A 14606-nucleotide genomic window follows, 5' to 3' on the forward strand; every position below is an offset into this window, starting at 1 on the left:
TGTGATGAAGCTATCATAACAAATACATTGTTCAAAAATCAATTTGAATGCTCATAATTTGAAATATAAATTTTATAATGGTAAAATCAAACTTTTTCCCAATCGCTGTTTTTCATAAAATATGATAGACTTGTAGTATTGCAACCTTGATACAGACAAGTTTCTTAAAGATAGGAATGACATACACATGATTTTATTACAAGCCAACCAAATCGCCCGTCTTTTCGGAGCCGAGGTTTTATTTGAAAATATCCAATTAGAGATTGCCAGCAATTCCCGAATCGCGCTTGTTGGGCGCAACGGTGCTGGTAAATCAACGCTACTGAAAATTATTGCTGGACTCGAAAGTCCTGATAAAGGAACGATCGCTAAAAACAAGACCGCTACGATGGGCTACTTAGCTCAAGATACCGGACTTGATAGTCAGGCCACCGTTTGGGAAGAAATGCTAGGAGCTTTTGCAACGGTTCGACAGATGGAGCAGCGCATGCGTACCTTAGAGATCGCCATCTCCGAAGCAGATCCTGCTGCTAACTCTGGCAATCTCCTGAAAGAATACGATCAATTGCAACATGAATTTGCAGAAAAAAACGGCTATGGCTATGAAAATGAAATTCGCTCCGTCTTGCACGGTTTTCAGTTTGATCCTTCTTTTTACACACAGCCGATCGATACCCTTTCCGGTGGTCAAAAAACCCGCTTGGCATTAGCAAAAATGCTGCTGCAAAAACCTGATATCTTGATCCTCGATGAGCCGACCAACCATTTAGACATCGAAACGTTATCTTGGTTGGAAAACTATCTACAAGGATATGCCGGTGCGTTGCTGATCGTTTCCCATGACCGTTACTTCTTAGACAAAGTTGTCAACGAAGTCTACGAACTGAGTCGGCAAAAAATGCGCCACTACAAAGGCAATTACAGCCGCTATTTGACCCTGAAAGCGGAACAGCTGCAAAGCGAATGGAAAGCCTTTGAAAAGCAGCAAGAAGAAATCAATAAACTGGAAGACTTTGTTGCCCGCAACCTTGTCCGTGCCTCTACCACCAAACGCGCGCAAAGTCGCCGTAAGCAATTGGAGAAAATGGACCGGTTGGATCGCCCGCAAGGAGATGAAAAATCCGCCCACTTCCTTTTTTCCATTGAAAAACCTTCAGGAAATGTTGTAATGCAAGTAGAAAATGCCGCTATCGGTTATTCTGAAGAAGAAGTCTTATCGGCGCCCATCGACTTAGATGTTCGTCGCAAAGATGCGATCGCTTTAGTGGGGCCGAATGGGATCGGCAAGTCAACCTTACTGAAATCGCTGATTCATAAAATCCCCTTTATTCAAGGAAAGGTGCATTTTGGCGCCAATGTTTCAATCGGGTACTATGACCAAACTCAATCCGATCTGCACTCAACCAAAACGATCCTCCATGAGCTTTGGGATGACCACAGTACCACACCTGAAGTCGATATTCGCAATATATTAGGCAGCTTCTTATTTTCGGGAGAAGATGTTGAAAAGCCGATCACGCTGTTAAGCGGTGGCGAAAAAGCCCGTGTCGCTTTGGCAAAATTAGCCATGGATCATGACAATTTCTTGATTTTGGATGAACCAACCAATCACTTAGACATCGACAGCAAAGAAGTCTTAGAAAATGCCCTGATCGATTATGAAGGCACGTTGTTCTTCGTATCTCACGACCGCTACTTTATCAATCGAATCGCCACCAAGGTCGTGGAACTGTCTGAAAATGGCAGCAAGCTCTATCTAGGCGATTACGATTATTATTTAGAAAAGAAACAAGAAGAAGCTGAAATCGCAGCGATGCTGGAAGCAAAAACAACCGAAACCACCATTTCAGCAGGCAAACAAAACTTTGTCCAAAGCAAAGAACAGCAAAAAGCCGTTAGAACCTTACAGCGAAAAGTCGCCCAAATCGAAGAAGAGCTTGCCAAGATAGAAGAAACGATCCAGCAACTGGAACAAGACATGACCGCACCAGAAGCGTTGAATGATCATGTAAAATTGACCGCGTTGAATCAAGCGTTAGAACAAGCCCGCACTGAACAAGAAGCCCTATTAGAAGCATGGGAAAATACTAGCTTAGAACTAGAGGCATTTGAAAGTTGATCGTGGAATCGGTCTGTAGGCCGATGACAAGCTCCCCCTCCTTTGTTTTACTTAAAAGAACAGGATGAATACGTACGATTCGTAAAACAAGGAGGGAAAAATGCAAAAACAGACAGATGTTTATCGAAAGCGTCGGCCAATGATTGTTTTAGCAGGATTGGTGTTGATTTGGATAGGGTTCAATCGAATCTCTCATCACGTGTTGTACGGAGAGTTGTCCGAACACGTGCACACCGTCGTTGCCTATGATGAGAGTTATGACGACGAATATATTTACTCTCAAGCTATTTTTAGTGAAGATATCAATGCGTACTTAGGGGAAATGGACATCACAACACCGATTTTCCTGCAGACGAACGAAGAATGGGCCGATAGATCCTATGGCAATGACGGCAGCCAAACCTTAGCAGAAAACGGCTGTGCGATCGCTTCTCTTGCGATGGTTCAATCCTATCTTGAAGGCTATCACATTACGCCACCGGAAGTCCTTGATTGGGCAGGAGATCATTATTACGTTGACGGCCAAGGAACGGACTGGCGGATTTTTTCTGACTTTGCCGATGCAAACGGCTACAACTATTATGATCTTAGTACTGACCTAGCTAGCGTTGAAGCCTACTTGCAACAAAATCATCCCGTCATCGTTTCTATGACCCCAGGGGAATTTACAGATGGCGGCCATATCATGGTCTTAGGTGGAATGATGGGCGATCAAGTGTTTGTCTTAGATCCCAATGATGATCCGGAAAAATCCCACTACGCTACTTACTACACACTAGATGAAATCGCTGATCAAAGCTTACGCTTTTGGACCTTCAGCTGATTGTTCGAAAAAAGTCCCATTGTGGGGCTTTTTTCTTTGTCGTCCCGAAAGCAGCAACTGGATCTTATTTTTTTAATAAAAAAACCCTTTTTTCTCCCTTTGGGAATCCGCTTTCTATTATAATGGAAGAAAGAAAGGTGTGAAATCTATGAAAATCGGTATCCCCAAAGAAATTAAGAACAATGAAAATCGTGTGGCATTGCCGCCCTCCGGAGTCTATGAGTTAGTCCAAGACGGACACGAAGTCTTCGTTGAACAAGGCGCTGGTGCAGGATCAACCTTTTCTGATCAAGCGTATCAGGAAGTCGGCGCTACGATTGCTACCGTTGAAGAGGTTTGGGCCTCTGAATTGGTTATGAAAGTCAAAGAACCTTTACCAGAAGAATACCCCTTTTTGCATGAGGGACTGGTTTTATTCACCTATTTCCACGTAGCCGCCAATCAACAGCTTGCTCAAGCGTTGATCGACAGCAAAGTGATCGCTGTTGCTTATGAGAACGTCCAGCTGGCGAACGGCACCCTGCCTTTACTGTCTCCCATGAGTGAGATCGCTGGAAGAATGTCTGTTCAAATTGGCGCGCAATTTCTCGAAAAAATTTATGGCGGAAAAGGGATCCTGCTCTCGGGTGTTCCCGGCGTCCGTCAAGGTCGGGTAACGATCATTGGTGGTGGCGTTGCCGGCGAGAATGCCGCGAGAGTCGCCGTAGGTCTAGGCGCACAAGTGACAATTTTAGACGTTTCAATCCCACGCTTACAAGAGCTGGATCGACAATTTTCTGGTCAAGTCCAAACTTTGTATTCCAATCGTTTGAATATCGAGCGAACGATCCAATCCGCAGACTTGGTGGTAGGAGCAGTTTTATTGCCAGGACAAAAAGCCCCGTGCTTAGTGACCCGCGACATGGTGAAACAGATGCCTGAAAAATCCGTGATCGTCGATATTGCCATTGACCAAGGCGGAATTTTCGAGACTGAAGACAAAGTCACCACCCACGACGAGCCAACCTATATCCGGGAAGAAGTTATTCACTATGCAGTGGCGAATATGCCGGGAGCTGTGCCGCAAACGGCAACCATCGCATTGAGCATTGCCACATTACCGTATGCCCAGCAGCTAGCGAAAAACCCTTTAGCAGCGTTGCGAGAAAACGAGGCCCTTGCCAAAGGGGTCATCGCCTATGAGGGCGCATTTACTTCAAAAGAAGCCGCTCACGATCTGTCATTGCCTTTTACCGATCTATCGGAATTGATTTGAGCCACTCTCCCACAATAAAACCAGCAGCCGCACAAGTAATTCGCGGTTGCTGGTTTGCTTTCTATGAGAATTTCCTTTTTTGGGTAGCATGGGCTTTGGAAGTATGCTATATTCATACTTAAAAAAAATTCGACCTAGACAGGAGGAACACTGTGCTTACTCAACAACAAATCCAAGCATTTCCCAAAGTAGAACTTCATTGCCATCTCGACGGTTCCATTCGTCCAGAAACATTGATCGCCATCGCCAATCAGCAAGAGCTTCCCATCGCTCAAGACATCGAAGCTGTGAAAGCACAGATGCAAGCCCCCAAAGATTGTCATGACCTGAGGGATTATCTTAGCTGCTTTGATTTCGTTCGGCCGTATTTGCAAACACAAGAAGCTTTAGCAGCTGCTGCCTATGACGTGATGGAACAAGCCGCTCAAGATGGGGTCGCTTATATTGAGATCCGCTTTGCCCCCAGCTTATCGATGGACAAAGGACTCACTTGCAGCCAGACCATCCAAGCCGTGATCGAAGGCATCGCACGAGCAGAAAAACGCTACCCAATCAAAGGCAATGTTTTGGTCATTGGGATGCGTCAAGAAGACCTACCAGCTATTACGGAGATTTTTGATGAAGCGATCGCTCTTACCGATGAAAAAGTAGTCGGTATTGATCTAGCAGGTCCAGAAGAAGACGGGTACGTCCCTGATTTAGCTGCTAGCTATCAAGTGTTCCTCAAGAACCAAAGTGTCCAGCTGACCTTACATGCAGGCGAATGCGGCTGTGTGCAAAACATTTATCAAGCCATCGAAAGCGGTGCGCAGCGGATTGGCCACGGCATCGCCTTAAAAGGAGATCACACTGCTCAAGCGTTTGTTCGAGAACAAAAGCGCTGTATCGAAGGCTGTCCTACCAGCAATGTTCATACTCGTGCGATTCCCACATACTCGGCATACCCATTAAGAGAATGGCTGGAAGCCAATGTCCCTTTTTGTTTGAACACAGATAACCGAACGGTCTCAAATACGACATTGACCAATGAATACCTGCAAATGGCTCATCATTGCGACATGTCCGAATCAGAGATGCGCTTCATAAACGAAACTGCCGCTCAGCATTCCTTTGCGGAAGCTGCCGACAAAGCGGTACTCTTGAAAAAAATTCAAGAATGGCAATTCTAATAAACATGGACGCTAGTGATCCCCACTGGCGTCCATGTTTATTTCCAAAACAATCAACTTTCTTTCCTTCACGCAAAGAAGAGCCGATCGATCCTTGTTAATCCTAAGGCATCGATTTCTAAAAGAGCTCTTTCGTAAATTTCTGTATTTGTGAAAGCCGCACTCTCGTGGGCATCGATCCCAATAATACAAGAGCAGCCGACTTCCTTAGCGATCTTCCAAAATTCAGGATGCGGATAGCCACCATTCGTATAGCCCGCCAAATTATACTCCAATGGCAGCTGATACTCTTTGGCTTTTTCGCATAAACGGTAAGCAACTTCTTCGCAATGGGAATCGAAGGTTTTATAGCCCCGCATAAACACATCTGGGTGTGCCATATAAGCAAAAATTTCTGATTCGATCCCTTGTAAAGAAACACGGAGATAATCTTTGATCGCTTTTACCGAATCCCCGGGTGTATGGTCGTAATAGTGATTGCTTTCGATTTCAGGAAAGTGATTGCCAAAAATCAAATAGTCGATCGACAGCCTTTCTTTCTCTGCAACTAGCCAAGGAATCATTGTTTCAAAATATTCACACTCTAATCCTAATTTCACATCGATTTGTCCTTGATATTTTTCCCGTAAGCTTTTCACCGATGAAACGTAATCTTCCAATTGCGCAACATCCATCCGCATGGGCGAGACATACCCATCCTCAAAGGGCCAGGGACAATGATCAGCGAAGCCGATTTCCTTAAAGCCAGCTTGGATGGCTTTGATCACATAGTCTTCATCAGAATCCCGTGCATGTTTGCATCGAGTTGTGTGGGTATGATAGTTTCCTTTCCACATGGTTAATCACTCCTTCATATTACATTTAGGTTAATTTGTTCTTGTGATCGCATTTTAGGTACGCTCTTCTTGAGGCGTTATCCTTCAAGCCGTTCGCTATTTTACAGAACATTTCGTAAGCGGAACCATTTTTTAAAAAAATATTCCTAGCTATCAACACCTATCACTTAGCAACTTCCTCATTCTAGATTTATTCCAGTCCATTTCATTATAGAATTGCGGCTATCCCAAGACAATCAAAAGAAAGCTGCAAACGGTTGCTTCTTTTCCCATCACTTCCATTGAGTCGTTTCTCTTGGGACAAATGAATTTTTCAAGAGGACGTGTCTTGGTGCGGTTTTGTCTCCTTGTACCTCTTGAAAAAGTAGCGGGGTCGTCCAATCCACCATCTCCTCTAAAGGTCGTGCGATGGACGAAAGCAAAGGGTTAGTACAAAGACAAACATTGGTGTTTTCATAACCAATCACTTGAATCGCTTCACCAACCTTTTTATCCAGTGAATGAAGGGAACGTAAAGCGCAGGCTGCCAAAAAATCGCTTGCCGCAAAAATGCCATCGATAGAAGGCCATTGACGAAAAAGTTGATCAAAGGAAGTTTGCGTGACATTTACAAAATCGAGTATGACCTCGTGAACATGGATCTCTGGGTATTGGTCCATCACTTGATAAAAACCAGCTGATTTTTCTTGAACGGAATGTAATGTCTTTGGTCCATTAACGAAGAGGATCTCGCGACAACGATTTTGGATTAAGATCTGTGCTGCCAACTGTCCACCTGAGGTATTATCCGCAGAAACGGAGGATACTTCATCGCTAAGGACTCTACCCACACTCACTAGAGGTAATTTGAGAACCTTTTGCAACAATGGACCTTGCGTACAAAGGTTGGTACATAAAATTACCCCATCAATATTATTTGCGAGAAACAAGTTCAAAAAATAGGTTTCTCTTTCAGGATTCCCTTGTGTGGTACCAATCATCAAACTATAGCCTTTCTCAATCAGTTGCGACTCGATTCGGGTGATAAATTGATTATAAAAATCATTTTTCAAATCATAGATCAGCAAGCCGATCATCTTTGAGGAATTGTAATAAAAGGACCGTGCTAATTCATTTGGTACATAATCAAGTGCTTGAATTGCTTCTAGCACAATCTGCTTTGTTTCTTCATTGACATATTTTCTGTTATTGATCACTCGTGAGACGGTAGTCACGGATACATTGGCAAGTTTTGCTACGTCTTGCATGTTTGCCATTGGTCCCTCCTTTCTCTCTTTTACATGTCTCGTAATTGTTAAATCCTTTTCCATTTGATCTATTATCCGAATGCAACACTCTAAAACGCTTTCTTTTTATTCTATAATAACAAACCTTGCATCATATTTTCTGTTTTTATGAAAATAAAAAAGCTGTTTAGATGAAATCTCACCATAAACAACTTTTCTATGCTCGATAAAAGTTTGCATTAATGTCAGCGTCTTTGAAGAAAACAAGAAAATCACTCCCGTGTTCTCTTAAACAATCATTTACAAAAGCACCCAGCTAATTTTTTAAATCTAAGCCTTCAATCAACGCCACCGCACGATCGATCCCAGCGTCTTTTGTTTCTTCTAATACCACATAACAGTATGGCTTGTGTTTGATCAGAAGCTGTAAAATTTCTGGATACCGTATTTGTCCTTCACCTAATGGGACAGGGATCACTTCTTCTCCCGAGAGTTGAAAATCCTTTAGGTGCAAGCAGACGATTTTCTCTCCGAAAAGAGTAAATGCTTCTTCTACCAATGCGACTTGATCAGCAGCCGTTTTTGCGGTGATCAAATTCGTTGGATCATAAATGATCCCTAAATAATCAGAAGGAACACGTTCAATCAGCTCGGCGATGCGCTGATTCGAATACAGCGGATGATTCAGTCCGGCTTCGATCCCTACCATGATTTGATATTTTTCTCCCACTCGAACGAGTCGCTGGATCACATGGATCAAGTCTTCAAAAACCTCATCTGAAAAATTCTCTTCACTATATCCCAGTGCGGCAATGACTGAGCCTGTTTCTGAAGCCACCATGCTGGCACCAAAATAACGGGCATGGAATAAGTAGCGCTCAAATTTCTGTAAGATTTTCTCTCGTTCCTCTGGTTCGGGATGAATCAAGTTACTATAACAACTTAACAAAGCGATTTGAACGCCTTGTTCTTGGAATTCATTCTTGAAGAAGGTCCCCATACCTGGACTCATTTTTTCAGGAGCACTTAGGTCTGGAAAAGACGCATTCAAGGCAAACTGAACGTTTCTTATTTTCTTTGCTCCTACCGCTTGTGCTAGCTGCTTGGGTGTATATTCTCCTGAGAGGTCATGCCCTCGGATGGCTAAATGAATCATCTGACTCCTCGCTTTCTACTGTTTTTTCCCATTCAATAATCAAATTTTCATAAGGTTCTAGCCTATGGTTACCCCGCGCCAGCGCTTCACCTGATAAGCGTTCGAAACCGGGGAGATGTAAGGTAAAGTCAGCTGTCGTCATCCCTAAGTTACTGATCCAGAGTTGGACATGGGTCGCTGACTCTCGGCGATACTTCATCACACCTTCCGAACATTTGATCAACAGGCGCTCTGATTCATAAGGGAAAAGTTCTTTGTGACAAAACGACTGCCATATCAAACTGTCTGGTAAATTGCTAGGTAGCGCACCTAAATAGATGATCTCTCCTTGAGCCAGTTGTTTCTTAGCTAGTAGCGTTTGGTCATTCCCTCGTCCGATCGTTTCCCAATCTTCTGGGCAATGAAAAACTGTGACCAAATGATCCAAAGGTTCTTTTAGGCCGTCATAGGTTAGCTGATAAGTCAGTCCTTTCACCGTAAACTGCTGGATTTGGTCAAACCCGAGCCATTCTCCTAAACGATCTAAGCCATTCGTCGCTGGCCACGCTAGCTCTTTTGTCCGATCCCCCGTCATCGGGCCTAAAATCAGCTTGCCTCCTGCTTCAGTAAAGGCGGCAAATTTTTTCAGCAAGGTAGGACTGATCCAACGAACAAATGGGGCAAGAACAACATCATACTCTTCTAACGGACTATTTTCTTGAATGATTTCTACACGAATCCCTTGGCGAATCAGACTGCCGTAAAATTCGGTAAACAGGCTGCGATAATCATAAATACCCCCATGATCGATCGTGTAAAAGCGTTTCGAGTAGTCCGAGTAGATGATGGCTATTTTTGCAGATACATACTTCGTTTCCGCTAAAAGTGGTGCGATCTGTTGTCTTAGTTCGCCAATCCGAACTACCTCTTCATACCCACGATCTGGCTCTCCCCAAGCAGTTAACACGGCGCTATGGGGTTGCTCCACACCATAGCGATGTCCACGAAAATGCCAAAAACAGAAGGATTTCAAATGACCAGCATAGCCAATGAACGCTTCACTTGTGACAAACCCATGAGGACGAGGTGCCGCATAGTTTTCAATATGACCGGCATTGGCGGTACAAGTTTCTAACAATAACATTTCCTTGTTGCGCGGTTTGACATTCCGCCAACGATCCAAGTTCATGGTATACGCTGGATAGTTGTCTGCCGGTGCATACGTATCAAAACCAGCAATATCTAAATCAGCAAATAGCTCATCATTTTGCAAGTTAAACCCAAAAGCGGAGTTATGGGTAATGGGTAACGCGGTCTCCATTCGGATAAAATGACAAAGATCATGCGCAAACTCATTCAACGTATCAGTGGTAAAGCGACGAAAGGCATTCATCAGGGAAGAATTATGCAAAAACGGGGTCGTTAGTGGCAAGACGACATCCTCAAATGCGTCATACCACTCACTCCATACCTTCGTGCCCCAACACTCGTTGAGGTTGGTCACGGATTGATAGCTATCTTTTAAATACGTATGCCAACGCGTTTGGCACGTCGTACAATAACATAGATCGACATGACATTTAAATTCATTGTCCAATTGCAACATAACGACATTTTCATGTTTTTCGGCAATCTCAGCGATTTTTCTCGTCAACCGATAGGCATAACGGCGAAAGTCCTCGTTGTTTGTACAGACATGCTGTCTTGAGCCGTGATGCATCTTCGTTCCATCTTGATTAGTGATTAATGCTTCTGGGTACTGTTTTGTAAACCAGCGGGGTGGGGTCGGCGTTGGAATACATAAGCAAACATCGATGCCATTTGCTTGGTACTGTTCTAGCGCACGTTCCAACAACGAAAAATCATATTCTCCAGGTTGAGGCTCCAAGTCACGCCAAATGAATTCCCCAATTCTAGCAAAATTCATGCCCAACGTTTTCATCGTTTGACTATCACTTTGCATGATTTCTTCCGACCAGACTTCTGGATACATGCAGGCGCCGTAATAAATATCAGGAAACAGTGGTTGCTCATGGAAAAACGCCTGTAAACGAATCGCTACATAGCGAGCGATCATATGCGCCCCGACCTTTGAAAAGTGGGTATCATCTGCGAGACCTGCAGGATAATTAGGGTGTTCATCCGGTGCTAACCAAACAAAGAGTGCTTTGGAAGCTTCTAGTCCTAGTGTGTCATAATAATGATAGGTATAGCGATTTAAATCAAACAAATCCACTTCTTCCGTTCGACTAAGTTCTCTTAAGACCGATAAAAACGCTGACAACGTATGCGCCAGTCGTCCCTCTTCTCCTACACGCCGTTCAACAGGTGTACACAGGATCGGGATTCCTGTTTTTTCTTTGATTTGACGGATCATGTCTGTCAAATGAGCAATGTACGCCTCCATCGTGACATGATTTTTCTCTTTTTGGTCATTATGTCCAAATTGCAGTAGGACGACTGTATTCGGTTCGACTTCTTGCAGGAGTTGCTCAAACAACCCTTCTTCGATAAAGGAACGAGTCGTACTGCCGTTTTTCGCAAAATTGTGTACGTCTACTTCTGGGGACAGATAGCTTGGTAAAGCTTGTCCCCAGCCCATCATTGGCTGTTGATCAAGGGGATAATCCGCCACGGTTGAATCTCCGCCTAGAACGATTTTCATTTCTTTTCTTCCTCCATCTATTTACTATCAGATTTCCAACAGCTTTGACAAGTCTGCTGGTTTTCTTGCTGAACTTAAGCTGTATTAGAAATCGCTTTCTTTTCTATTATACAAAACATTGGCTGACGAAAACATGGAAAAATCAGAGCAAAAGCTGCGAAAATACGAGCTTTTCCGCAGCAACCAACAGTGATCAGCTCTGACCTTTTCGATATTGTCCTGGGGTCATTCCCGTGCACTTTTTAAATAAACGATTGAAGTAACTGGGATTATACCCAAGGCTTTCTGCAATTTCATTGATTTGGTGATCAGTTTCGAGCAACTGCCGTTTTGCTTCTACGATGCGAACATTGGTTAAATAATCAATAAAGTTGACCTGCTTGGCACGCTTGAACTCCTTACTCAAAAAGATTGGGTCTACTTCGAAACGATCCGCAACGTATTCTAACGAAATTTGTTCATTGCGAAAATCAGATTGGATGTACTCCGCTACTTTTTGGATCATTTCACTATAAGAATTAGCGACATTTTCTTGCCAGAGGATGGAGACGGGTTTTAAGAAATGATGGTACAAAAAGGCTTGGATCTGATTGATGGCTAAAAGTCGTTCGATTCGCTCTAACACAACCGTTTTCGATACATAATCCGTTCGTGAGACCCCATTTTCATTTAAAAGGTAATCGACTTGATCGTACAGTCGATTGACCACATAGATCACCGCAGCCTGTTGATTGTTTTCTGCCACGACCTGTTCTAAAAACCGCTGGAGACTTCGTTGCAATTCTTCATGATAGCCACTTTTCAGCGCTGTTAAAATCAAATTTTCTTGCGAAAGAGAATACTTCGGCAGTGGGCGCATTTTCTCTCCTTGAAGCACTTGATTTTCGGAAATCAACCGTTGCAGATGGATTTGCTTTTTGAGACATTGGGCAACTTCAGGCAACTTGCGAATCTCTGTTTCTTGTTGCGAACTAACGATGGTGACATAACGGCAGACGATCAAATTGATTTGCTTGGTGACCATCGTGAAGTAATCTGTCAGTTGTTGCTCTTGATTGACCACAAAAACCAAAATCCGTCCTTCATTTGAAGAAACGATGGTTGATTCAGGGAAAAACATGGCTGTGACATCCGTTATAATGTTTTCTAGCGCAAACAAAATATGGGTTTCATCTTGTGAATTTGCTTGATTGCTTAATAGATCATTGAGTTGGAAATAAAACAGGCGATACCCTTGGTCACTTAAGCGCCAGTTTTTTTGCTGCAGTAATTGTTGCGATTCTTCCTCTGACAGATAGCCATAATACCCTTCCATCAAATGTTGGATTACTTGCCGCTTGAGCGAATCTTGAAAGCGTTCCGCCTGATTTTGTAGCAATCCTTTTTCCCGACTTAATTGTTGCCAACGGTCCACCAAAAACTCTAGATCGTTTTCTTTTTTCCATTGGGTATTACCAAAGAGCTGATCCATCGTTTTTTCAAAAGGTTGGTATTGTTTTTTTGCCAAAAAGAGACTCATGACTGCCACACAAGCAATAAAAAGAATGCTTACGACGATCAGCACTCTAGCCAAATGAGTGACTGGCTCGGTAATCAATGCTAAGGGAACGACGGTATAAAAGGTCCATATTTGATTGAGTCGCATACTGTTTACGGCGATCATGCTATAATCATTGCCATTGATCGATTCGACCCAAGTTCCTTGATGCTCTTCACTCAGCGGTTGGATAACATTCGCTAAGTTCTGATCGCCAATAAAACGAAAACTCTCATGATTAAAGGAAATCGCTGCGAGTCCATTTTCAATTTGAGTATCATAAAAATACTTTAACAATGATTGCTCGTCGATCGTTGCAACTAAAAAAATTTTAGGCTGATCTTCGCCTTGGCTATCAATGTTTTGTACAAAAATCAATTCATCCTCTTCTTCAATGATCTTCCACTGATACTGCCTACCATTATCGATCCGATAGCGTGCAAATGCTGTTTTGGTTTGCTCGAGTGTTAATTCATACGTGCCGCCACTTTCAATCCCAAAAGGCGTCTCGCCTAGTGAATAAATACCGATTCGATTGACATAATTGGAGCTATTGGTTAAGTAAAACAATTCTTCCGACAGCTGGATCAGCGTCTGATAATTTGTCGTTTCCAATAAATCTTCTTGGTAGCGCCTTTGAAACGATTGCCCCCAAACGCTTAAAGTCACTTCCAGCTGCGAGAACTGTTGGTTGATGTTACTAACGATTCCTTCGACTTGGCGATTATTTAGTTCCTGATACGATCGTTGTAATGGTCCGATCAAATAGGCATGCAAAAAGATTGCAACGGCTAATAGCGGCACGACGATCCATAGACTGGCTAGCTGCAGTTTTCGATGAAAACCGCCTGTTTTAAAGTACTTCATTCCCAAACACCCTTGTAATAGATTTTATGTAACAAATTGTCATGCGAAAAAACGCATGACAACCTATCCACAACTATTGAAGTGTATCATCCTTTGACAGATCCAATCAGCATTCCTTTGGCAAAATGTTTTTGCAAAAACGGATAGAAGATCAAAATTGGCAAAGTCGCCACAATGATGACTGCAAATTTGATTCCTTGTTCCGGCGGCACATAGTTGGGGTCCATACTTGCTAACGCATTGGCACCACTGGACGCCATCGTGATCTGTCTTAACAATAACTGAATCGGCCATTTTGCTGAATCGTTGATATAGAGCAATCCACTCATGAAGTCGTTCCAGATACCAACGGCGTAAAAAAGGGTGAAGGTCGCGATCACTGGTTTTGATAAAGGCAAAATGATTTTCCATAAGATCCCTAGTTCCGTACAGCCGTCCATCTTGGCGGATTCTTCCAACTCGATCGGCATTTCTTGGAAAAAGTTTTTGATGATCATTAAGTTGAAGGGATTGATCGCGATTGGCAAAATCAATGCCCAATAAGAATTGATCAGTCCTAAATTTTTCACCACGATAAACGTTGGGATCATCCCACCTGAAAAGAGCATTGCAAAAATCACGAGATTCAACAAGGTGTTCCGTCCTTTTAGGTGCTTGCGTGATAAAGGATAGGCAAAGGTGAAGGTACAGAAAAGCTGCACCAGCGTGCCAACGATGGTAACGCCGACCGTTACAAGCAAACTACGGATAAAGGTGTTGGTTGAAAAAATAAAGCGATAGGAGTCGAGACTGATCTCATTTGGCCATAAGAAAAACGAACGTGTGGTCAATTCTAACTCCGTAGCAAATGAACCTGCGATCACATAAATAAAAGGAATCACCATGAATAACCCAATCAATGCCAAAAATAGTGCATTAAAAATGTCAAATATTTTCCCTGCCTTCGTATTGTGTAAAGTATCCATCTTTTTCCT

The 14606-nt window shown here is 43.1% G+C and carries 10 protein-coding genes; 4 read left to right on the forward strand and 6 right to left on the reverse strand.

What is annotated here, in order from left to right; translation table 11 throughout:
- Window positions 1–187: 187 nt before the first annotated feature.
- The 4 genes from IGJ26_RS12700 to add all read left to right on the forward strand — a co-directional run bounded on the left by IGJ26_RS12700 (window position 188) and on the right by add (window position 5366).
- A complete protein-coding gene (locus IGJ26_RS12700; RefSeq protein ID WP_101699272.1) occupies window positions 188–2119 on the forward strand; it encodes an ABC-F family ATP-binding cassette domain-containing protein in 1932 nt (643 codons plus the stop codon).
- Between the two features lie 100 nt (window positions 2120–2219).
- Window positions 2220–2942: a C39 family peptidase gene (locus tag IGJ26_RS12705; RefSeq protein WP_086297862.1), complete on the forward strand. Its 723-nt coding sequence runs from the start codon at window positions 2220–2222 to the stop codon at window positions 2940–2942.
- 148 nt (window positions 2943–3090) lie between these two features.
- Window positions 3091–4197 carry an alanine dehydrogenase gene (ald, locus tag IGJ26_RS12710; protein WP_008380781.1) on the forward strand — a complete coding sequence of 369 codons (1107 nt, stop codon included), beginning with the start codon at window positions 3091–3093 and terminating at the stop codon, window positions 4195–4197.
- 152 nt (window positions 4198–4349) lie between these two features.
- Window positions 4350–5366, forward strand: a complete 1017-nt coding sequence (add, locus tag IGJ26_RS12715; RefSeq protein WP_430599672.1) for an adenosine deaminase — start codon at window positions 4350–4352, stop codon at window positions 5364–5366.
- A gap of 68 nt (window positions 5367–5434) precedes the next feature.
- Here the strand turns inward: add and IGJ26_RS12720 are convergent, their stop codons facing one another.
- From IGJ26_RS12720 to IGJ26_RS12745, 6 genes are all read right to left on the reverse strand, one after another.
- Window positions 5435–6202: a histidinol-phosphatase gene (locus tag IGJ26_RS12720; protein ID WP_430599673.1), complete on the reverse strand. Its 768-nt coding sequence runs from the start codon at window positions 6200–6202 to the stop codon at window positions 5435–5437.
- A gap of 272 nt (window positions 6203–6474) precedes the next feature.
- On the reverse strand, window positions 6475–7458 hold the full coding sequence (locus tag IGJ26_RS12725; RefSeq protein ID WP_430599674.1) for a LacI family DNA-binding transcriptional regulator: 984 nt from the start codon (window positions 7456–7458) through the stop codon (window positions 6475–6477).
- Window positions 7459–7744: 286 nt separating this feature from the next.
- A complete protein-coding gene (locus IGJ26_RS12730; RefSeq protein ID WP_430599675.1) occupies window positions 7745–8584 on the reverse strand; it encodes a sugar phosphate isomerase/epimerase family protein in 840 nt (279 codons plus the stop codon).
- Window positions 8556–11228 carry a beta-galactosidase gene (locus IGJ26_RS12735; protein WP_430599676.1) on the reverse strand — a complete coding sequence of 891 codons (2673 nt, stop codon included), beginning with the start codon at window positions 11226–11228 and terminating at the stop codon, window positions 8556–8558. The genes IGJ26_RS12730 and IGJ26_RS12735 overlap by 29 nt, the downstream gene beginning before the upstream one ends.
- A 193-nt stretch (window positions 11229–11421) precedes the next feature.
- Window positions 11422–13632, reverse strand: a complete 2211-nt coding sequence (locus IGJ26_RS12740) for a helix-turn-helix transcriptional regulator (protein WP_430599677.1) — start codon at window positions 13630–13632, stop codon at window positions 11422–11424.
- 86 nt (window positions 13633–13718) lie between these two features.
- Window positions 13719–14597, reverse strand: coding sequence for a carbohydrate ABC transporter permease (locus IGJ26_RS12745; protein WP_005234200.1), 879 nt, complete (start codon window positions 14595–14597; stop codon window positions 13719–13721).
- Between the last annotated feature and the right edge of the window lie 9 nt (window positions 14598–14606).

It is taken from the genome of Enterococcus sp. AZ095a (assembly GCF_050546735.1).
In the GTDB taxonomy this organism is placed as follows: domain Bacteria; phylum Bacillota; class Bacilli; order Lactobacillales; family Enterococcaceae; genus Enterococcus_D; species Enterococcus_D entomosocium.